Source organism: Kitasatospora sp. NPDC056327, from assembly GCF_042261735.1.
Lineage (GTDB): Bacteria > Actinomycetota > Actinomycetes > Streptomycetales > Streptomycetaceae > Kitasatospora.
In genome coordinates, this window is record NZ_JBHJRC010000019.1 from 1 (window position 1) to 20,440 (window position 20,440).

The 20,440-nt window shown below is 74.9% G+C and carries 15 protein-coding genes and 2 pseudogenes; 10 read left to right on the forward strand and 7 right to left on the reverse strand.

The window, feature by feature from the left end:
- Together ACFCX4_RS05005 and ACFCX4_RS05010 are read right to left on the reverse strand one after the other, a co-directional pair.
- A pseudogene (locus tag ACFCX4_RS05005) lies at positions 1–390 on the reverse strand (hypothetical protein); the annotation flags it as partial.
- Positions 391–458: 68 nt separating this feature from the next.
- Complete coding sequence (locus ACFCX4_RS05010) at positions 459–1,286, reverse strand: hypothetical protein (RefSeq protein WP_376139040.1); 828 nt, start codon at positions 1,284–1,286, stop codon at positions 459–461.
- A gap of 203 nt (positions 1,287–1,489) precedes the next feature.
- Between ACFCX4_RS05010 and ACFCX4_RS05015 the strand changes: the two genes are divergently transcribed.
- The 3 genes from ACFCX4_RS05015 (at position 1,490) to ACFCX4_RS05025 (ending at position 3,871) form a co-directional block, all read left to right on the forward strand.
- Positions 1,490–2,929 (forward strand): MFS transporter, encoded by a 1,440-nt coding sequence (locus ACFCX4_RS05015; RefSeq protein ID WP_376139041.1) that lies wholly within the window; start codon positions 1,490–1,492, stop codon positions 2,927–2,929.
- 52 nt (positions 2,930–2,981) lie between these two features.
- Complete coding sequence (locus tag ACFCX4_RS05020) at positions 2,982–3,215, forward strand: hypothetical protein (RefSeq protein WP_376139042.1); 234 nt, start codon at positions 2,982–2,984, stop codon at positions 3,213–3,215.
- A 104-nt stretch (positions 3,216–3,319) separates the two neighbouring features.
- Entirely contained in the window at positions 3,320–3,871 is a 552-nt protein-coding gene (locus ACFCX4_RS05025) for a methylated-DNA--[protein]-cysteine S-methyltransferase (protein ID WP_376139043.1), read from the forward strand.
- 19 nt (positions 3,872–3,890) lie between these two features.
- Here the strand turns inward: ACFCX4_RS05025 and ACFCX4_RS05030 are convergent, their stop codons facing one another.
- Positions 3,891–4,982 (reverse strand): ATP-grasp domain-containing protein, encoded by a 1,092-nt coding sequence (locus ACFCX4_RS05030; RefSeq protein WP_376139044.1) that lies wholly within the window; start codon positions 4,980–4,982, stop codon positions 3,891–3,893.
- A gap of 350 nt (positions 4,983–5,332) precedes the next feature.
- Between ACFCX4_RS05030 and ACFCX4_RS05035 the strand changes: the two genes are divergently transcribed.
- Together ACFCX4_RS05035 and ACFCX4_RS05040 are read left to right on the forward strand one after the other, a co-directional pair.
- Entirely contained in the window at positions 5,333–6,760 is a 1,428-nt protein-coding gene (locus ACFCX4_RS05035) for a family 2B encapsulin nanocompartment shell protein (RefSeq protein WP_376139045.1), read from the forward strand.
- A 43-nt stretch (positions 6,761–6,803) separates the two neighbouring features.
- Complete coding sequence (locus ACFCX4_RS05040; RefSeq protein ID WP_376139046.1) at positions 6,804–7,853, forward strand: family 2 encapsulin nanocompartment cargo protein polyprenyl transferase; 1,050 nt, start codon at positions 6,804–6,806, stop codon at positions 7,851–7,853.
- A 167-nt stretch (positions 7,854–8,020) separates the two neighbouring features.
- Here ACFCX4_RS05040 and ACFCX4_RS05045 read toward each other — a convergent pair whose 3' ends face one another.
- Positions 8,021–9,052 carry an NAD-dependent epimerase/dehydratase family protein gene (locus ACFCX4_RS05045; RefSeq protein WP_376139047.1) on the reverse strand — a complete coding sequence of 344 codons (1,032 nt, stop codon included), beginning with the start codon at positions 9,050–9,052 and terminating at the stop codon, positions 8,021–8,023.
- A gap of 250 nt (positions 9,053–9,302) precedes the next feature.
- Between ACFCX4_RS05045 and ACFCX4_RS05050 the strand changes: the two genes are divergently transcribed.
- Both ACFCX4_RS05050 and ACFCX4_RS05055 read left to right on the forward strand, forming a co-directional pair.
- Positions 9,303–10,628 carry a DUF1254 domain-containing protein gene (locus ACFCX4_RS05050; protein ID WP_376139048.1) on the forward strand — a complete coding sequence of 442 codons (1,326 nt, stop codon included), beginning with the start codon at positions 9,303–9,305 and terminating at the stop codon, positions 10,626–10,628.
- Positions 10,629–10,774: 146 nt separating this feature from the next.
- Positions 10,775–11,002 (forward strand): annotated as a pseudogene (locus ACFCX4_RS05055) (DUF1254 domain-containing protein); the annotation flags it as partial.
- A 172-nt stretch (positions 11,003–11,174) separates the two neighbouring features.
- Here ACFCX4_RS05055 and ACFCX4_RS05060 read toward each other — a convergent pair.
- Positions 11,175–13,358: a sigma-70 family RNA polymerase sigma factor gene (locus ACFCX4_RS05060; protein ID WP_376139049.1), complete on the reverse strand. Its 2,184-nt coding sequence runs from the start codon at positions 13,356–13,358 to the stop codon at positions 11,175–11,177.
- A 146-nt stretch (positions 13,359–13,504) separates the two neighbouring features.
- Between ACFCX4_RS05060 and radA the strand changes: the two genes are divergently transcribed.
- Both radA and disA read left to right on the forward strand, forming a co-directional pair.
- On the forward strand, positions 13,505–15,004 hold the full coding sequence (radA, locus tag ACFCX4_RS05065; RefSeq protein WP_376139050.1) for a DNA repair protein RadA: 1,500 nt from the start codon (positions 13,505–13,507) through the stop codon (positions 15,002–15,004).
- 187 nt (positions 15,005–15,191) lie between these two features.
- Positions 15,192–16,250, forward strand: coding sequence for a DNA integrity scanning diadenylate cyclase DisA (gene disA / locus ACFCX4_RS05070; protein ID WP_189916216.1), 1,059 nt, complete (start codon positions 15,192–15,194; stop codon positions 16,248–16,250).
- 140 nt (positions 16,251–16,390) lie between these two features.
- On the opposite strand, the gene ACFCX4_RS05075 is transcribed toward disA, so the two are convergent.
- A complete protein-coding gene (locus ACFCX4_RS05075; RefSeq protein ID WP_376139051.1) occupies positions 16,391–17,308 on the reverse strand; it encodes a hypothetical protein in 918 nt (305 codons plus the stop codon).
- Between the two features lie 182 nt (positions 17,309–17,490).
- Between ACFCX4_RS05075 and ACFCX4_RS05080 the strand changes: the two genes are divergently transcribed.
- Positions 17,491–18,453, forward strand: a complete 963-nt coding sequence (locus ACFCX4_RS05080; protein WP_376139052.1) for an A/G-specific adenine glycosylase — start codon at positions 17,491–17,493, stop codon at positions 18,451–18,453.
- Positions 18,454–18,584: 131 nt separating this feature from the next.
- Here the strand turns inward: ACFCX4_RS05080 and ACFCX4_RS05085 are convergent, their stop codons facing one another.
- Positions 18,585–20,213, reverse strand: a complete 1,629-nt coding sequence (locus tag ACFCX4_RS05085) for an MDR family MFS transporter (RefSeq protein ID WP_376139053.1) — start codon at positions 20,211–20,213, stop codon at positions 18,585–18,587.
- Between the last annotated feature and the right edge of the window lie 227 nt (positions 20,214–20,440).

The window sequence follows — 20,440 nt, forward strand, 5'->3', positions numbered from 1 at the left end:
GGCCAGTACGCCGTCCAGGTCGGTCAGCGCCAGCGCCGCCACCTCCGCGATGGTTCGCCCGGCGTTCGGCCCGCTGGTCGGCGAGGTGGTCGGCGAGGCCCGGCGGGGTGCTCCACGGCCGGTCGGAGCGGGCGGTGGAGCGGCTCGTGAAGGTCCGGTCCTCGACGCTGAAGCCGTTCGGCTGCCGGCGGGCCCGCCCGGAGAACGCCGGGAAGACCGCGCTGCGTCGATCAGGGCCATGTTCAGGCCGTCCGCGGCGGCGGTCCACCGCCGGACGCGCGCCTCGTGGTTGAGGATGTGCCGGGTGTCCTCGTGGTGCCGGCGGGCCCACTCCGGCCTGTCGGCCTGCGGTACGCCGTCGCGCTCGGGGATGCCGGTGATGCGGTGCACGCAGCGCTCGTCCTCGCTCTCCCGCGCCCGTGCGGCGCGGGCCGCCCGGAGCGTCCGGAGACGGCCCGCTACCGGGCGGGGCCAGGGTGCTTGGCGCGGGCCGGGACGCGCAGCTGTCGCAGGGTCCAGGAGGTCGTGGTCAGGCCGGCGGTGCGGGCGGTGAAGAGTTCGGCGGCGCGGCGGTAGGAGAGCCGGGCGCGGTGGGTGTGGGGGCAGCGGTCGGGGGCCGGAGTGGCGGCGGGCGCGCGGCGGGTGGTGAGGAAGAGCGGGCCGGCGGTGCGGCCGGCGAGCAGGAGGGGGAGCAGCCGGGCGGTGGCGGCCCGCCAGGTCAGGAGCGGGGCCGAGGGGTGGGTGCGCCGGTGGACGAGGTCGAGGTCGTCGACGTCGAGGGCGAGGACGGTCTCCACGGGGGCGCCGCTCTCGTGGAGGAGGCGCCAGAGGACCTGTTCGCGGAGCGGGGCGCGCAGGGCGAACAGCGTGCGGACCTCTTCGGGGGTGAGCGGGGCGGGGCCGGTGTCCGGCGCCGGGAGGGCGCGGGGGCGCAGCCCGTCGGCGGGGTCGGCGGTGATCCAGCCCTGTCCGCGCCACCAGGCGAGGGCGGCGCGCAGGGTGGAGAGCTCGCGGTTGAGGGTGCGGGGGTCGGTGCCGCCGGAGCGGTGCTCGACGGCGGCCCGCAGCCGGGCGGCGGCCCCGGGGTGGTCGAGCAGGGCGAGCGGCAGGACGGGCGGCCGGGCCCGGCGGCGTCCGGGGCCGGTGGGGGCGGGGCGGTCGGCGAGGGCCCAGGCCCAGGTGTGCAGGGCGATCCGGTAGATCCGGCGGGATCCCTCGCCGAGTCCGGACGCGGCCAGGTAGTGCTCGACGGCGACGGCGTACTCGACCGGGGGGAGCGGTGCCATGTGCTCCTGCTTTCCGCAGTAAATGAAGCTGGTCGGGCTCGTGGGAAAGATATTCGATGCGCAGTAAATCGCAGATGGAGCCCGGTTCACAAGTAAATTTACTGCGGCTGTTGACGCTCCTCGTGAAATTGATGGAGAAAGGCTCAGATTTTTCGCCGGAAAGTCTTGTCCGGGGTTTCCGTGCGTGGGCAGACTGGGCGACCGTGACAGGGGAGAGGGAACGGACCCGGGCCCGCCGCCGACGGCCGAGCAGCCGTCCGGCCGTGCTGGGCGAACGCGACTTCCGGTGGTTCTTCGTCGCCTACGCGACCTCGTTGCTCGGCTCCTCCATGGCGCCGGTCGCCGTGGCCTTCGCGGTGCTCGGCGGCGGGGGCGGGCCGGACGGCGGCGGAGCGGGCGGGGGCGGAGCGGACGGCGGGACGGCACTCGGCTGGGTGATGGCCGCCCGGGTGCTGCCGATCGTGCTGGTGATGGTGCTCGGCGGGGTGGTCGCGGACCGGTGGGGCAGCCGTCGGCTGATGCTCGCCGCCGACGTCCTGCGCTGCGCGGTGCAGGGCGCCTTCGCGGTGCTGCTGGCCACCGCGCACGCGCCGGTCTGGGCGATGGTGGCGCTGGTCGCCGTCTGGGGTCTGGGCGAGGGGGTGTTCCTGCCGGCGCTGGGCGCGCTGGTGCCCGCCCTGGTGCACCGGGAGGAACACCTGTCGGACGCCAACACCCTGCTCGGACTGGCGCGTTCGGTGTCGACGGTGGCCGGTCCGGCGCTCGCCGGCGTGATCACGGCGGGGTGGGGGCCGTCGGTGGTGCTGCTGATCGACGCGGTGACGTACGGGGTCGGCGCCTTCGCGCTGGTCCGGCTGTCCACCGCGGTCCCGGACCGCACGGGCACGGGCGAGGGCGAGGGTTCGGTGCTCGCCGACCTCCGGGACGGCTGGGGCGAGTTCCGCTCCCGGCGGTGGCTCTGGGTGACCACCGTGCAGATGGGGTTCTTCAACCTGCTGGTCTGGGCGCCGTTCCTGGTGCTGGGGCCGCTGACCGCGCACCGCGAGCTGGGCGGGGCGCGGGCCTGGGGGCTGGTGATGGGGGTGTACGGGGTCGGCGCGGTGTCCGGCGGTCTGCTGATGCTCGGACGCCGGCCCGGGCGGCCGCTCGCGGTGGCGACGCTGGCGGGCCTCGGCTGGGCGCTGCCCCCGGTGTCGCTCGCGGCCGGGCTGCCACTGGGCTGGACGGTCGCGGCGGCGCTGGTGGCGGGGGCCGGTTCGGCGGTCTGCGGTTCGCTGTACGGCTCGACGCTGCAGGCCTGGGTGCCGCCCCGGGTCCTGGCGCGGGTGACGGCGTTCGGCGGGCTGGGCGCCTTCGTGCTGGGGCCGCTGGGCCTCGCGGCGGCCGGCCCGCTGGCGGACCGGGTGGGGGTGCCGGCCGTGCTGGCCTTCGGCGCGGGGTGGCAGCTGCTGGCGGCGGCGGTGGTGCTGGGGGTGCGCGACGTGCGCGCCCGGCGCTGGGAGCAGCCTCCGGAGGGGAAGCCCGCGGCGGAGGGGCCGGGGGAGGGCCCGGGCGCACGGCCGGCGGAGGGCCGGCCGGGGGAGGGCCGATCGCCGGAGGACCGGCCGGTGGACCCGGCGCCGACCGTGACGGGTGCCGGCTGAGCCGGTCGGTCGTACCGTGGAGGGGTGCGGGGGCGAACGGAGGAGGCAGGACATGCCCGGTTCTCTCACCATCAGCCACCACGGGGCGGCCGCGTCGCTGGACCACACGGACGCCGTGCGGCTCGCCACCGTCCTGGACGAGCTCGCGTACCTGCTGACGATCCCGGGGCCGAACCGGATCAACGAGGCCCAGGTCGCCGCCCTGTGCGAGGGGCGGACCCCCGACCGGGCCGAACTGGCGGACTGGTCGCGGGCGCTCGCCGCGGAGCTGAGGGGACGCCGTTAGGGCGCGTCCTTCGGATCACCGCCGGGTCCGGCCATCCGTCCCGCCCGCCGTACGATGGCGCGCGGGGCGGGCGGCCGGACCCGGCGGAGGAGCGGGGGAGAGACGTGGCGGAGCGCACGGCGGAACCGATGTCCTGGCTGACGGTGGAGACACCGCTGCCGAGCGGCCCCCTGCACGTCGCGGTGACCGCGCGGGGCGTGGCGGCCGTCGGCTACCTCGGCCGGGCGGGCGAACGGCCGCGCTGCACCGACGAGTCGAGGATCGCCGCGGTGGCCGGCCGGGTGGGCGAGTACCTGGCGGGCCGCCGGCGGCAGCTGGACCTGCCGATCGACTGGGCGCTGAGCACCGGCCCGCACCGGGCGGTGCTGCAGACGCTGCTGCGCGAGGTGCCGTTCGGGCGCACCATCACCTACGGCGAACTCGCCGCCCGCAGCGGGGTGTTCGGCGGGATCGAGGAGCCCGGACTGGCGGCCCGGACGGTCGGGCAGATGATGGCCGCCAACCCCGTCGCGCTGCTGGTGCCCTGCCACCGGGTGGTGGCGGCGGACGGGATCGGCGGCTTCGGCGGCGGCCGGGTGGGGATCGACGTGAAGCGCTGGCTGCTCACCCTGGAGGGCGTGCTGGAGCCGACGCTGGACTGGAACGGTCCCCTGTAGAGGGGTGGTTGACGGCTCGTCAGTGCACCAGCTCGCCCGCCGGCAGTTCCTCGCCCTCTCGGGCGTACGGCGGCAGCCGGTGCGGCAGGACCGGCTGGATGCCGGAGACGAGGGTGTACTCGATGCCCGCCGGATCCCCGGTCCAGTCGGTGTCCGGGCGTTCGCCGAGCGCCAGCTGGACGGCGTTCCAGGGGAGGTTGAGCCCGCACAGCCGCAGCTGGTGCAGTCCTCCGGAGGGCCGGGTGTTGACGTCGATGACCACCGGTTCGCCGTGCAGGTGCCGGAACTGCACGTTGGAGAGGTAGGCCATCCCGGTCGCCTCGACCAGCTGGCGGGCGGGTTCGAGGTACCGCGGCGCGGTGGTGAAGCTGCGGCGGCGCCGGTCCTTGGTGCGGCCGACGGCGGCCAGCAGGGTGCCGTCGAGGTCGGCGAGGCAGTCCACGGACACCTCGGGACCGTCGAGGTAGGGCATCACCAGCAGGTCGGTGGAGACGTCCGGGCGGTCGCGGGCCGCCTGTTCGAGCGCGGCGGCGACCTGGTCGACCTGGACGCGGCTGTCCCAGCCGGCCAGCCGGTGCAGCCCGAAGGGCTCGCGGGTGAGCACCCGGAAGCCCTCGCCGCCGGCGCCGGAGGCGGGCTTGAGGCAGGCGGTGAGGCCGGCCGACTCGATCATGTCGACGGCGGCGACCAGTTCCGGGGCGCTGCGCACCAGCCACCAGGGCGGGGTGGGCAGTCCGGCGTCGGCCATCGCCGCGTAGCCGTCGGCCTTGCTCTCGAAGGCGGCGATCGCGGTGGCGGGCGGGCAGGCGAGGGCGGTGCCGACGGCCTCGAACTCGTGCCGGTGCAGCGAGATCGCGAGCTGGTGCAGCCGGGGCACGAAGACGTCCACCCGGTGGCGGACGCAGTGGTCGAGGGCGAAGGCGACGTAGGCGTCGGGGGTGAGGTCGGCGGGCTCCAGTGCGGCGGTGTCGGCGGTGGCGAGGACGGGGGAGTCGGGATCGACGTGGGTCGCGTGGACCCGGACCGGGCGCGGAGCGGCGCGCAACTGTTCGATGAAGAACACGTTCTCGGCGTACGTGCGGTTGAGCCAGACGGTGACGGGGGCGCTCACAAGGCCTCCCAGGGCAGGGGTGTACGAGGGAGAAGGGCTGTCCCGCGGCCGCGCTCGTCCAGTGGCCCGTGGCCCTTTGAGGTGGCACCTTAGCGGTCGCCTGCGTGGGCGTGAACGGCGGGTGGGCCCGTCCGGCACGGGCCGGAGAAGCGAACCGGACGGTCTCGTTCCGGAAATGACCGAATCGCATGTCCGAATGAATATCGATCAGACATTCTATTCGTACTATTTTTTCGGTTATCCCGACCACTCGAAAGAGTGATTGCGGTCGCCTCCGGATGGGCCCACCATGGATTGTTGCAAGTTGCAAGGCCACACTTCATCGGGTACGGGCACGCGAAGGGCTTCCTATGTCGACCGAGACCAATGTCGGTATTCCTGCACCGGGCGGCGAAGCGCAGGCCCGGGACCAGCAGAGTCTTGCCACCGCCGCCGCGCGGAACCTCGCGACGACGACCAAGTCCGCGCCGCAGATGCAGGAGATCAGCCCCCGTTGGCTGCTCAGGAGGCTCCCCTGGGTCGAGGTCTCGGGCGGCACCTACCGGGTCAACCGCCGGCTGCGCCACGCCGTCGGCCGCGGCCGGGTGAGCTTCGACCGCACCGGCAGCCAGGCCCGGATCCTGCCGCCGACCCTGCGCGAGGTGCCGGTGCTGCGGGGCTTCCAGGACGACGCGGTGCTGGAGGAGCTGGCCGGGCGCTTCGTCCAACGCGAGGTCTCCGCCGGTGAGGTCCTCGTCTCGGCCGGATCGCCGATCGACGAGGTCTTCATCATCGCGTACGGCAAGCTCAACCGGATCGGAACCGGCAAGTACGGCGAGGAGGCCGTGGTCGGCACCCTGGCCGACGGCGACCACCTGGGCGACGAGGTGCTCCGGCAGGAGAACTCCGCCTGGCCGTACACCGTGCGGGCGGCCACCGCCGGCACCGTGCTGTCCCTGCGGTGGTCCGCCTTCCAGGAGGTCGCCGACCGCTCCGAGGCGCTCCAGTTGCAGGTCATGGAGTACCTGGCCGGGTTCCAGCAGCCGCAGAACAAGCACGGTGAGGCGGCGATCGACCTCTCCGCCGGCCACCACGGCGAGTACGACCTCCCCACCGCCTTCGTGGACTACGAGCTCAGGCCGCGCGAGTACGAGCTGAGCGTCGCCCAGACGATCCTCAAGGTGCACAGCCGGGTCGCGGACCTCTACAACCAGCCGATGAACCAGACCGAGCACCAGCTCCGGCTGACCGTCGAGGCCCTGCGCGAGCGCCAGGAGCACGAGCTGGTCAACAACGCGGACTTCGGCCTGCTCGCCAACGCCGACCACGACCAGCGGATCCAGACCCACTCCGGCCCGCCCACCCCGGACGACATGGACGAGCTGCTGAGCCGCCGGCGCGGCACCAGGCTGTTCCTGGCCCACCCCCGGGCCATCGCCGCGTTCGGCCGCGAGTGCAACCGGCGCGGCCTCTACCCGGACACCGTCGAGGTGGAGGGCCGCCAGGTCTTCGGCTGGCGCGGAGTGCCGGTCTTCCCGTGCAACAAGCTCCCGATCGTCAACGGCAACACCACCTCGATCCTCGCCATGCGCACCGGCGAGGACAACCAGGGCGTCATCGGTCTGCACCAGACCGGAATTCCGGATGAAATCGAGCCGAGCCTCTCGGTGCGATTCATGGGCATCAACGAGCAGGCCGTCATTTCCTATCTGGTGAGCGCCTACTACTCCGCCGCGATCCTGGTGCCGGACGCCGTGGGCGTCCTGGAGAACGTCGACATCGCGCACCACCAGGGCTGACCGGGGCCGGGCCGGCCCGTCGTACCACCAAGGGGGAGGACCCATGGGAATGTTCACGCTGGAGCGCGACCATCGCGAGGGACACGAGGCGCAGGACGTCCTCGCGCGCGCCCGCACCCTGGTCGACCCGGTGCTCCGGGCCGCCGTGGACTCGCTGCCCGGCACCATGCGCCGGGTGGCCGGCTACCACTTCGGCTGGTGGGAGGCGGACGGTTCGCCGTCCTCCGCACCCTCCGGGAAGGCGATCCGGCCCGCCTTGGTGCTCGCCGCCACCCAGGCACTGGGCGGCGACCCCGCCAGGGCCACCGCCGCGGCGGCCGCCGTCGAACTGGTGCACAACTTCACGTTGCTGCACGACGACATCATCGACCGCGACGAGACCCGCCGGCACCGCCCCACCGCCTGGCTGGTGTTCGGCACCACCGAGGCGATCCTGGCCGGGGACGCCATGCACGCGCTGGCACTGCGGCTGCTCGCCGAGGACGGTCACCCGGCATCGGGCGACGCCGTCCGGCGGCTGGCCGACTGCGTGGTGGAACTCTGCGAGGGCCAGCAGATCGACTGCGCCTTCGAGCAGCGCAGCGACGTCTCGCTGACCGAGTGCCTGGCGATGGCCGAGGCCAAGACGGGCGCACTGCTCGGCGCCGCCTGCGCGATGGGCGCCCGGTACGCGGGCGGCTCGGAGGAGGCGGCCAAGGCGATGGACGGCTTCGGCCGGGAGATCGGCCTGGCCTTCCAGCTGATCGACGACCTGATCGGCATCTGGGGCGACCCGGCGGTCACCGGCAAGCCGGTCGGCGCCGACCTGTTGGTGCGCAAGAAGTCGCTGCCGGTCGTCTCGGCCCTGCGCTCCGGGACACCGGAAGGCGACCGGCTGGCGGAGCTCTACGCGCTGGAACGGCCGCTGACCGCCGAGGAACTGGCGGACTGCGCGTCCGCCGTCGAGGGCGCCGGCGGGCGGGCCTGGGCGCAGGGCGAGTCCTGCGAGCGGATGGCGGCGGCGATGACCCAGCTGGCCCTCGCGGTGCCCGAGCCCTCGGCCGCCGACGAACTGCTCGCGCTCGCGGAGCTGGTCACCCGCCGTACCCACTGATCCGGCCCCGCCGGGGGAGCGTGCACCCGCTCTCCCGGCGGCCGGAGCGGCCGTGAGCGGCTGGGCTCCCCGCCCGCTCCGACCGCGGAGCACCCACCCCGTCGCACCCGCCCTGCCGCACTGCCCGCGACCCGTCGTTCGGGCGGCCCGTGCCCGGGGCCGTGCCGTCAGGTGAGCGCGTCCAGCAGCCGCCGCTCCTTCGCCGGCTCGATGCCGTGCACGATCCGGCCGCGCTTGCGCCCGTCGGTCCCGGTGTCGGCCGCCGGTCCGCGCTGCCGCAGCCATTCCCAGGTGTCCCGGGCGGTCTCGGTGAACGGTCGGCAGCGCAGCCCGGCGGCCTCGGCCCGCGAGGTGTCGGCGCGCCAGGTGCCCGCCGAGTCCGGCAGGTCGGGCATCCAGAGCGGCAGTTCGCTCCACGGGAGGACGCTGTCCGGCCCCTCCGCCAGCAGCGGCGCGTCCGGGACCCAGACGAGTTCGGCGTTCCCGCCGCCGGCCGCCTCCGCGCAGCCCGCCAGGAACTCCCCGTAGGTGAGCCGGTCCGGCGGGGCGGTGGTGAGGAATCGGCCGGTCGTGCCCGCGGTCAGCAGGTCGAGGCCGAACACCGCGAAGTCCCGGACGTCGATCAGCTGCACCGGCCGCCCCGGCTCGCCCGGCGCCAGCACCCGCCCGCCCCGGGCCATCCGCTCCAGCCACCAGGGCAGCCGGCCGCCCTGCTCGTGAGGGCCGATGAGCAGCCCGCTGTTGAGGACCAGCGTGCGGCCGGCGCCGAAGTACTCCTGGACGGCACGCTCGCAGCCGGCCTTGAGCGCGGCGCTGAACTCCTGCCCGGGCGGGGTGTCGGCGGGGCACGGGTGCAGCGGGGAGGCCTCGTCGACCAGCCGGGCGGGCCAGTCGGCGAAGGCGTGGACGGAGGAGACGAGGGTGTAGTGGGCGGCACGGTCGCGCAGCAGCCGGGCGGCGTCGGCGGCCTGGGCGGGCTGCTGGGCGGAGGTGTCGACCACGGCGTCCCAGTGCCGGTCCCCGGCCAGCCGCGCCAGGTCGCCGGCCGAGTCGCGGTCGCCGTGGACGGCCTCCACGCCGGGCAGGTCGGCGGCCGTGCGGCCGCGGTTGAAGGTGGTGACCTCGTGACCGCGGGCGAGGGCCTCGGAGGCGTAGGCCCGCCCGAGGAAGGACGAACCACCGAGCAGAAGGATCTTCATACCGGCAAGGCTGTCCCGGCCGTTTCCGTCGCACACCGCCGTTCGCCGAGGGCCGACACCCGGGCGGGCCGCCCACGGGGGCCGGTGCCGGGACCGCCGCAAGGGCCGCCGCCGGCGCCGTCACCGAGGTGCGCGTCCGGGCCGGGATGCCGACCCCCGGCGCCCCGCATAGCATCCGATTCGTACCGACATGTCCATCAGGAAGTCGCCGTGCCCCGCTCGGGGCCGCGGCGCAGGGGAGAGCGGCACCATGGTCAACCCGGCACTCGTGGACCCGGGCACCGTCCGCGCGACCGCCGCCGAGGCGTGGGTCCGCGGCTACCCGATCCTGCAGAACTACCGCACCCTGTACACCCAGGCGCTCGACGAGGCCGACCCGCGCCACATCGGCGGCTTCGGGGTCTTCCGGCACTACCCGCGCCCCTTCACCCCGGCCGACACCGACGTCGTCACCCCCAACAACGACACCCCGTACTCCTGGGCCTGGCTCGACCTGCGGACCGAGCCGTGGGTACTCTCCGTGCCCGCCACGGACCGCTACTACGTCCTGCCGGTGCACGAACTCGACACCGTGTACGCGGGGTTCGTCGGTTCCCGGAGCACCGGCCAGGAGGCCGGCGACCACCTGGTGGCGGGCCCCGACTGGCACGGGGAACCCCCGCCCGGCATCAGGAGCGTCATCCGCGCCGCGACCGGGCTGACCGGCATCGTCGGCCGGACCCACCTCGGCGCGCCGACCCCCGAGGCCGTCGCGGAGCTCACCGCGCTCCAGGAGCGCTACCGGCTCCGCCCGCTGCACGAGTACACCGGCACGCCCGAGCCCGAGCCCGCTCCCCAGCCGGTCTGGCCGGTCTGGCGCGAGGAGGTGCTCGACACCGTCGAGTTCTTCGTCCTCCTCGACTTCCTGCTCGGCTTCTTCCCGGTGCTGCCCGCCGAGGCCGACCTGCGCAGGCGGCTGGCCGACCTCGGCATCGGCGGCCGGGGCGAGTTCGAACCGGCCGCCCTGCCGCCGGCGGTCCGCGCCGAGATCGAACACGGCATCGCCGACGGCAGGGCCGCCCTGGTCGGTGCCGCCGCCCGCACCACGTCCTCCGTCGGGCTCTTCGGCACCCGCGACCGGATCGGCGCCGACCACCTCGCCCAGGCGGTCGGCGCGCTGACCGGCCTGTACGGGCTGCCCGTCGAGGAGGCCTGGTACGGCGGCTGGCAGGCCGACAGCGAGGGCCACCTCCCGCCCGACGCCGCCGACCGCGACCACCTGCTCCGGTTCCCCCCGGACGGGCTGCCGCCCGCCCGCTGGTTCTGGTCCGTGACCATGTACGCGCTGCCCGGCCGACACCTGGTCGACAACACCCTGGACCGCTACTCGATCGGCGACCGCACCCCGGGCCTGGTCCGCGATCCGGACGGCGGCCTCACCCTGTACCTCCAGCACAAGCGGCCCGCCGACGCCGGGCACTCGGCCAACTGGCTGCCCGCCCCGGACGGCCCGTTCACCGCCGTCATCCGGATCTACGGCCCGGACGCCGCCGTGCTCGACGGCCGCTGGACCCCACCCCCGCTCACCGCGCGCTGAACCGCCCCGACCGGCAGGACCCGGGAAGGACCCCGACGACCCGGCCCGAGCCGGAGGCCCGGGCCGCCGACGCCCACCTCCACGGCCGTTCGCTCTTCGCCGGCCTCACCACGGCCGAGCGCTTCGTCCACGGCGGCCTCGGCGTCCTGCCGCCCGCCCCGTACGACCGCTTCGCCCACGCCACCCGGCAGGCCGGGCCCGGCGACGACTTCGTCCCGGTCAACAGCGACGTCCGCTGCTCGGTCGCCCGGCTCGGCCTCTCCGCAGGGCCGCAGCAGCTGCGCGTGCCCGACACCGCCGGGGCGTACCACGTGCTCCAGCTCGTGGACGCGTGGACCGACAACTTCGCCTGCCCCGGCGGCCGGGCCACCGGGACCGGGGCCCGCACCCGGCCCTGTCCCCACCACCGCTGCGCTCGCCCGAACGCCCATCGCGCCCACCGGGCCTGTTCGCCCGCCCGGCCACCGAGCCGGCCCGGCCCTCAGCGCCTCCGGCCGTCCGCCCGGTGCCCGGGCCTGCGGAGCGGAGTGCGACGAACGCCCGGGCTCAGTGCGGCGAGGGGCTCCCGGAGGCCGCCCCCGTGGCCGGGGCGGAGCCGGGCGGTGAGGGGGTCGGTGTTTCCGGAGCGGGCGGCCCGGCGGTCGGTGTGCCCGCCGGTGAACCGGTGGGCGCGTCCGTCGGTGCCCCTCCCGGGCCGGCCGTCGGTGACGCGGTGGGCGACGGAGCCGGGGACGGCGTCGCGGGCCCGGTGGCGGTCGACGGGCTGCCGGAGGGGGTGGGCCGGTCGGTGGGGACCGGGCCCGGGGTGGTGGTCGGTTCGCCGGTGCCGGGCCCGGCCGGGGACGGGGTGGCCCCACCGCGGTGCTGCGGGCCGCCCTCCAGGGTGACCACGGCCTGGGACGGCGGCAGGGCGATCCGGGCGGTCCAGCGGGTCGCGGGGGCGAGGTCCTCGTCGACGCCGACGATCACCGTGATCCGCTGCCCGGGAGCCAGCGTCCCGGCGTCCCGGCTGAGCCGCAGCCAGGGCGCGTCCACGACGGCGTGCCAGTGGATCTCGGTGCCGCCGGAGTTGGTGAGGGTGAGCACCGTCCGGTTGGCGTACTCGGCGGCCTCGACGGTGAGCAGCCCGCTGGGCGCCGGCGACTCCTCGGCCGCACCGCCGGGCCCGCCCTGCGCGGTCGCCGCCCGGCCGCCCGGCGCCGGGGCCGTGGGCGGGGCGGCGACCAGGGCGGGGCTGCCGAGCGGGGTCGCGCCGTGGGCCGGGACCGGAATCAGTGGGCCCTGGATCCACGGGGGCAACGTTTCTGCAGCGAGTGGTCCGGCGCCCGCCAGCTCCATGCCGGGCGTCGCCGGACCGGATTCCCCGTACGGGCGGCCGCCCGCCCCGATCACGGCACCGACCGTCCCGGCGGCTCCCGTGGAGCCGTCCGTCCCGCCCGCGCCGCCGCCCGCCGTCCCGTCGGGCCGCCGTTCGTCCTGCGCCCGGCCGTCCCCCTCGACCCGCACGGAGGAGACCGCGGCCGCCGTCCCGGGCCCGGCCCCGCCCCGGTGCCCGGCCCACAGGGCGACGACCGGCGCGGCCAGGACGGCCGCCAGTACCCCGGTGGTCACCACCCGCCGCCGCACCGCCGGGCCCCGCCCGGGTTCCGGCGCGCGGTGCCGGGGGAAGCCGCCCTGGTCGAAGCGGAGCCCCGGCTCGGTCACCGGCACCGGTGCGCCCGCCCGCCGTCCGCCGCGCTCCCGCGCCGCCGTCGAGGGCAGGAACGCGGGGCCGTCGGCCGGGGCCCCCGCTCCTCCCACGGGACCTGCCCTTCCCACGGCACCTGCCCCACCCGCGGAACCCGTCGTCCCTGCTCCCCGCGCCGCCCCGACCGGCGCGCCGAGCACCGGCAGCCCCGTCGAGGCGTCCTCCGGAGCCTCGCCCGCGACCCGCTCGGCCGTTCCCCGGCAGGTCGGGCAGTCCACCACGTGCCGCACCAGCTCGCGCCGGAGCGCCGGGCCGATCACCCGGTCCCGTCGGCTCTCCGTGCCCGTGCCCGTGCCCGTGCCGGTGCCCGAGCCCGCGCCGCCGAGCCGCTCCAGCTCGGGACAGCCGCCGGCGCCGAGCACCAGCAGGGCGGCCCTGGTCCGGTCGACCTCGGCCAGTGCGGCCGCGAGCAGGACCCGCACGGTGTCGAACGGCTGCCCCAGGACGGCGGCCACCTCGATCGGGCTGAGCCGGTGCCGGACGGCCAGCTCCAGGGCCTCGCGCTGCTCGGGGTCGGTGCCGGCCGCCTCGGGCCAGGCCAGCGAGGCCAGTTCGCGCCGCCGCCGGACCGCCTCCGCCCCGGCGTCGCCGAACCCGTCCCCCAACCCGTTGCCGAACCCGAACCCGTCCTCGCCCCCGGAACCGCGGCTCCCGCCGGCACCCGTGGCACCCCCGGAGCCCGCGGGCCCGCCCGGCCGGTCCCCGACGGCCGGCCCCACCGGACCGCCCGTGCCACCCGCCGCCCCGTCCGCCAGCCGCCGCAGGCAGCTGTACCGGGCCAGCGAGTACAGCCAGGCCCGGAGCAGCCCCGGTTCGGCCAGCCGGCCGCCGTACCGGACCGCCAGCTCACGCACCTCCCGCAGGGCGGCCCCGGCGGCCTCGTGCTCGCACAGCACCGAGAGGCAGTAGGTGAAGAGGCCGTCCACCTGCCGCTCGTACGCCGCGAGGACGGCGTCGCGCGGCCCTTCCGTACTCGTTGTCACCCGTCCGACGGTAGAGAGGCCGCCCGCCCCGTCCGGGCCGTTCCGCCCGGTTGTACTTCTTTCGGGTAACAACATCGCCCATTCGTGGACCGGGCCCGGAGGGAGTCCGGCCCCGCGCTGTCACAGCCGGGCGCTACGGTGACCGCATGGCTGCCCGTACCAAGACCACCGCCAAGCCGCGCCCGGCGTACCGCTGCACCGAGTGCGGCAACCAGCTGCCCAAGTGGGTCGGCCGCTGCCCGGAGTGCAACGCCTGGGGCACGGTCGAGGAGTACGGCGCGGTCCCCATCCGCACCACCGCCGCGGGCCCGGTCAGCGCGCCCGCCCGCCCGATCGCCCAGGTCGACGGCCAGGTCGCGACGGCCCGCTCCACCGGCGTGCCCGAGCTGGACCGGGTGCTCGGCGGCGGTCTGGTCCCGGGCGCCGTGGTGCTGCTGGCGGGCGAGCCGGGCGTCGGCAAGTCCACCCTGCTGCTGGACGTCGCCGCCAAGGCCGCCACCGCCCAGCACCGCACCCTCTACGTCACCGGCGAGGAGTCGGCCGGCCAGGTCCGGCTGCGGGCCGACCGGATCAACGCGCTCTCCGAGCACCTCTACCTCGCCGCCGAGTCCGACCTCGGCGCCGTCCTCGGCCACATCGAGGCGGTCGGCCCCGGCCTGCTGATCCTGGACTCGGTGCAGACCATCGCCTCCGCCGAGCTGGACGGCGCCCCCGGCGGTCCGGCCCAGGTCCGCGAGGTGGCGAACGCGCTGATCCGGGCCTCCAAGGACCGCGGCATGGCCACCCTGCTGGTCGGTCACGTCACCAAGGACGGCCAGATCGCCGGTCCCCGGCTGCTGGAGCACCTGGTGGACGTCGTGCTGAGCTTCGAGGGGGACCGGCACGCCCGCCTCCGCATCATCCGCGGGGTCAAGAACCGGTACGGAGCGACCGACGAGGTCGGCTGCTTCGAGCTGCACGACGAGGGCATCGCGGGCCTCGCCGACCCCTCCGGCCTCTTCCTGACCAGGCGTGACAAGCCCGTGCCGGGCACCTGCCTGACCGTGACCCTGGAGGGCAAGCGGCCCCTGGTGGCCGAGGTGCAGGCGCTGATGGTGGACTCGCAGATCCCCTCGCCGCGCCGGACGACCTCGGGCCTGGAGTCGCCCCGGATCGCGATGATCCTGGCCGTGGTCGAGCGCCACGGCGGCGTGAAGCTCGGCAAGCAGGACATCTACACCGCCACCGTCGGCGGCGTGAAGCTCTCCGAGCCCTCGGCGGACCTCGCGATCGCCCTCGCGGTGGCCAGCTCCTCCTCCGACACCCCGCTGCCGAGCAACCTGGTCGCGATCGGCGAGGTCGGTCTGGCCGGTGAGGTGCGGAGGGTGACGGGCGTGCAGCGGCGGCTGGCCGAGGCCCACCGGCTGGGCTTCACCCACGCCCTCGTCCCGCCGGACCCGGGCAAGGTCCCGTCGGGCATGAAGGTGGTCGAGGTGGCGGACATCGGCGAGGCGCTGCGGGCGATCCCGGGCCGCCGCCGGGCCGCCGCGAAGCCGAGGAGTGAGGCCCCGTCGGCCCCGCCGGCGCCCCGCGCACCCCGGCCGGTGGCGCACCCGGAGGAGCTCATGGAGGGCTGGGAGCCGCTCGACTCCGACGAACTGCGCTGACCCAAGCCCTGTCGTTGCCGCACGCAGTTAGACTTTCCCCTGTCTCATTGGTGATAAGGCAGTACTAAGCGACAGAGCAACAGACCGTAGGCCGGCGCCCGTGCGAGGCGCGCGGTACGGGGTCGACCGGAGGAGTCACGTGGCAGCCAGCGACCGGGCGGACAAGTCCTCCCGCGAGGAGGCCCTGCTGCGGGCCTCCCTCACCGCCATCGCCCCCGGCACCGCACTGCGTGACGGCCTGGAGCGGGTGCTCCGGGCCAACACCGGCGGCCTGATCGTGCTCGGCTTCGACAAGACCGTCGAGTCCATCTGTACCGGCGGCTTCGTGCTCGACGTCGAGTTCACCGCGACGCGGCTGCGCGAGCTGTGCAAGCTCGACGGCGCCGTGGTGCTGGACAAGGACATCACCAAGATCGTCCGGGCCGGCGTCCACCTGATGCCGGACTCCACCATCCCGACCGACGAGACCGGCACCCGCCACCGCACCGCGGAGCGGGTCAACCGGCAGACCGGTTTCCCGGTGGTGGCGGTCTCGCACTCGATGCGGCTGATCGCCATGTACGTCAACGGGACCCGCCGGGTGCTGGAGGACTCCACCACCGTGCTGTCCCGCGCCAACCAGGCGCTGGCCACCCTGGAGCGCTACAAGCTGCGCCTGGACGAGGTGGCGGGCACCCTCTCCGCGCTGGAGATCGAGGACCTGGTGACGGTCCGGGACGTCACCGCCGTCGCCCAGCGGCTGGAGATGGTCCGGCTGATCGCCACCGAGATCGCCGGCTACGTGCTGGAGCTCGGCATCGACGGCCGGCTGCTCTCGCTCCAGCTGGACGAGCTGATCGCGGGCGTGGAGCCGGAGCGCGAGCTGGTCGCCCGGGACTACTTCCCGGAGCGCGCCGCCAAGAAGGGCCGGACCGTCAACGAGGTGCTGGCCGACCTTGAGGCGCTGACCCACGCCGAGCTGCTCGACCTGCAGACGGTGGCCAAGGCGCTCGGGTACTCGGGTTCCCCGGAGTCGCTGGACTCGGCGGTGTCGCCGCGCGGCTACCGGCTGCTGGCCAAGATCCCGCGGCTGCCCAACACCGTGATAGAGCGCCTGGTGGAGCACTTCGGCGGACTGCAGAAGCTGCTGGCCGCGAGCATCGACGACCTGCAGACGGTCGAGGGCGTCGGCGAGACCCGGGCCCGCTCGGTCCGCGAGGGCCTGTCCCGCCTTGCCGAATCGTCCATCCTGGAGCGCTACGTCTGAGCCGGCCCCCGGCCCCGCTCTCTCCCGCGGCCCCTCTCCCTCCGCGGGGCGCAGGAAGGCCCGCAGCCACCGCGAAGCCCACGGACACCGGAGCCCGGACCGCCTGAGCGGTCCGGGCTCCTCCGTGCGGTGACCCCGGGTCAGTTCTCCAGGCGGATGGAGGAACGGGCTGAGGCCTGGCCGCCGGAGAGGCCGGCGAGGTCGGCGACCACCAGGTAGTTGCCGGCCGGGGCGGGCGCCGGGTCGGCGGTGGCGCACTGCGGCTTGCTGCGGACCCGCTCCCAGGTGAAGGTCTCGGTCAGCCCGCCGTTGGCCGGGAGCTGCACCCACTGGTTGCCCTTGTCGGCGGGGCAGTCGCCGGAGGACCAGATGCGCTCGCCGTTGCTGGCGGTGACGGTGATCGCCGAGGCGGTCCGGCCCAGGTCCACCCGGCAGTTGGTGCCGGAGGAGTTGTTGATGGTCAGCGCCAGCTTGGGCTTGTCCTTGGGCTGGTAGGCGTTCTGGGCGCCGGTCAGGTTGAGCGACACCTGCGAGGAGGCGCAGACCGGCAGGGCCATGATCTCGGCGGTGTTGACCGGGGGAGGGCCGGCCGCGCCGCCACCGCCGGTACCGCCACCGCTGCCGCCCGGGGCGCCACCGCTCGCACCACCGCCGGTGCCGCCGGACGCTCCGCCGCCCGCCGCCGCTCCGCCGGTGGCCGGTGCCGGGTTGGCGCCGCCGGTCGTGCCGCCGGTGCTCACGCTGACGTCACCCCCGCCGGAGCCGCCCACCGCACCGCCGGACGAGCCGCCGCCACTGCCGCTGCCGGGGCGGGAGTTGTTGGCCGGCCCCGTCGGCGAGGCGCCGGGCGTGATCGCCTGGGCGGGTGTCTGGTTCTGGGACTGGGTCGGCGCGGCCTTCGCGGCCTTGTCCTTCGCGCCGTCGTCACCGCCGCCCTGATCGGTCATCATCCAGGCGACGAGGGCGACGACCGCGACGACGGCGATGAGCACGACGATGCGCCGTCGCCAGTAGATCGAGGCCGGCAGCGGTCCTACGGGTTGACGCAGAGAGGGCACGCCCAAACTCTACGAGACAGTGTGTGCCCCTTGACGCACCAACACCGCACAGTCACCCCTTCCTTCACATGATCCGCCATTTGCGCCGTTCGGGGGAGGCTGAATGGGGTGTTTTGCGCAGCCAAGCGGACCATCGTGATCCACTTCGGCTCCCGGGTCCGGCATGGGAGGATCGAGGGGCCATGGCTGCCAACACCGTCACCCCCGCCGTCCCCGCCCCCGCGACCCCGGCCGGGACGCCGAAGCCCACCGGGGCGCCGAAGCTCGCGCTGCCGCTGCCCGTCCTGCACGCGACCGTGCTCGACTGGTACGAGGCCAACGCCCGCGACCTCCCCTGGCGCACCCCGGACGCCACGCCCTGGGCCGTGATGGTCAGCGAGTTCATGCTCCAGCAGACCCCGGTGAAGCGCGTGCTGCCCGTCTGGGAGACCTGGATGGAGCGCTGGCCGACCCCCGCCGACCTGGCCGCGGAGGCCCCCGGCGAGGCCGTCCGGATGTGGGGCCGGCTGGGCTACCCGCGCCGGGCGCTGCGCCTGCACGGGGCCGCGGTGGCGATCACCGAGCAGCACGACGGCGAGGTCCCGGAGGACCACGCGACCCTGCTCTCGCTGCCCGGCGTCGGCGAGTACACGGCGGCTGCGGTGGCCTCCTTCGCCTTCCGCCAGCGGCACGTGGTGCTCGACACCAACGTCCGCCGGGTGTTCGCCCGCGCGGTGACCGGCGTCGAGTACCCGGCGCAGGCCACCACCGCGGCCGAACGGCGGACGGCTACCGCGCTGCTGCCCGACGCCGCCGGGACGGCCGCCACCTGGGCGGTCGCGGTGATGGAGCTCGGCGCGCTGGTCTGCACCGCCCGGGGCCCGGAGTGCGGCGACTGCCCGCTGTTCACCTCCTGCGCCTGGCAGCGGGCCGGCCGCCCGCCCTACGAGGGCCCGGCCCGGCGCGGTCAGTCGTACGAGGGCACCGACCGCCAGGTGCGCGGCAAGCTGCTCGCGGTGCTGCGCGACGCGCTCGGCGAGGTGCCGCAGGCCCGGCTCGACGCGGTCTGGCCGGACGCCGTGCAGCGGGCCCGCGCGCTGGACGGCCTGGTCGCCGACGGCCTGGTCGAACCGGTCGAGCAGGGCGTCTACCGGCTGCCCCGCTAGGGCCTCCCTACCCGGATCACGTCGACCGCCCGGTGTGATCCGAAGGAGAGGCCCCGGGGGACCGCGACGGGCCCCGCCCGCCGGTACGGCGAACGGGGCCCGGTGGACCGCGGGGGCCGTGGCCCCGGCCGTCAGATCGCGACGGCCTCGACGGTGTCGGTGGCGGAGCCCTTCCGGCCCTCGCCGCCCTCGGCACCGGCCGGCGGCTCGCCGGCCCCGCGCAGCGGCACCTCGCGCATGAAGACGGCGGCGGCGACCGCGATCACCGCGACGGCGGCACCCCACAGGAAGACGGTGTGCATGCCGTTGGCCACCGCGTGGTGGTAGGCGTCCTGGACCGGCTCCGGCAGCGCCTTGAGCGCGGCCGGGCTCAGCTGCGCCGGGTCGCCGCCCTGCGCACCGCCCGCCCCGGCGGCCGAACCGAGCCGCTCGTTCATGGTCTCGGTGACCCGGCTGTTGAACAGCGCGCCGAACAGCGCCACGCCGAACGAGCCGCCGATGGTGCGGAACAGGGTGGCGGTGGAGCTGGCCACGCCCATGTCCTTGAGCTCGACGCTGTTCTGCGCCACCAGCATGGTGATCTGCATCAGGAAGCCCATGCCGGCCCCGAGCACCACCATCCAGCAGGCCGACACGAACCCCGAGGTGTCGGTCGACAGGGTGGAGAGCAGGACCATGCCCGCCGCCATCACGACGGTGCCGATGATCGGGTAGATCCGGTACTTGCCGGTCTTGGTCACGGCCTGGCCGACCACCAGCGAGATCACCAGCATGCCGAACATCATCGGCATCAGCAGCAGCCCGGAGTTGGTCGCCGAGGCGCCCTGCACGGTCTGCTGGTACAGCGGCAGGAAGACGGTCGAGCCGAACATGATGAAGCCGACCACGAAGCCGATGACCGAGACCAGCGTGAAGTTGAGGTTGCGGAACAGCGACAGCGGCAGCATCGGCTCCTCGACCCGCTGCTCGACGTAGCAGAAGCCGATCAGGGTCGCCGCGGCGAGCGCGGTCAGGCCGAGGATCTGCTTGGAGCCCCAGGCGTACTCCTGGCCGCCCCAGGTGGTGATGAGGGTCAGCGAGGTGATGCCGGTGGTGAGCAGCAGCGCGCCCAGGTAGTCGATCCTGGCCTTGCTGCGGACCTTCGGCAGCTTCAGCGTGACGACGACCACGGCGAGCGCCAGGGCGCCGAGCGGCAGGTTGATGTAGAAGGTCCAGCGCCAGTTCAGGTGGTCGGTGATGAAGCCGCCGACCAGCGGGCCGCCGATGGTGGCGAGGGCCATCACCGCGGCGAACATGCCCTGGTACTTGCCGCGGTCGCGCGGCGGGACGAGCGCGCCCATGATCGACATCACGCCGACCATCAGACCGCCGGCGCCCAGGCCCTGGAGGGCGCGGAAGCCGATGAGCTCCGTCATGTCCTGGGAGAGGCCCGAGAGCGCGGAGCCCACCAGGAAGATCACGATCGAGGTGAGGAAGGTGCCCTTGCGGCCGTAGAGGTCGCCGAGCTTGCCCCAGATCGGGGTGGAGGCTGCGGTGGCGAGGGTGTAGGAGGTGACCACCCACGCCAGGTGCTCGGCACCGCCGAGCTCGCCGACGATGGTCGGCATCGCGGTGCCGACGATGAGGCCGTCGAGCATGGCCAGCAGCATGGTGATCACCAGGCCGACCATGACGAGGCGGATCTCCCGCACCGAGCGGGGCTGTTCCTCTTCGGCGGGTTTCTTCTCGGGGGCGCCGGTGTCGGCCTTGGGGTGTGACATGGGTGGTGTCTCCCGGGACAGGACGTCGGGCGACCGGTGCGGCCTGTGGCGGCGCACCCCTTACTTGTCGCCCGGCTAGTTTGTGGACCGTCGGCACGGTAGGTTGTGCACTAGCCGGTCGTCAAGCCAGTTTTTCGGCCGGTCCCCCGGGCAGGAACAATGGGCGCGGGTACGGACGTCGAACACGGTGTCGGCCGACAGCGCCGTGCGGTGGCCGCCGGCCGCCG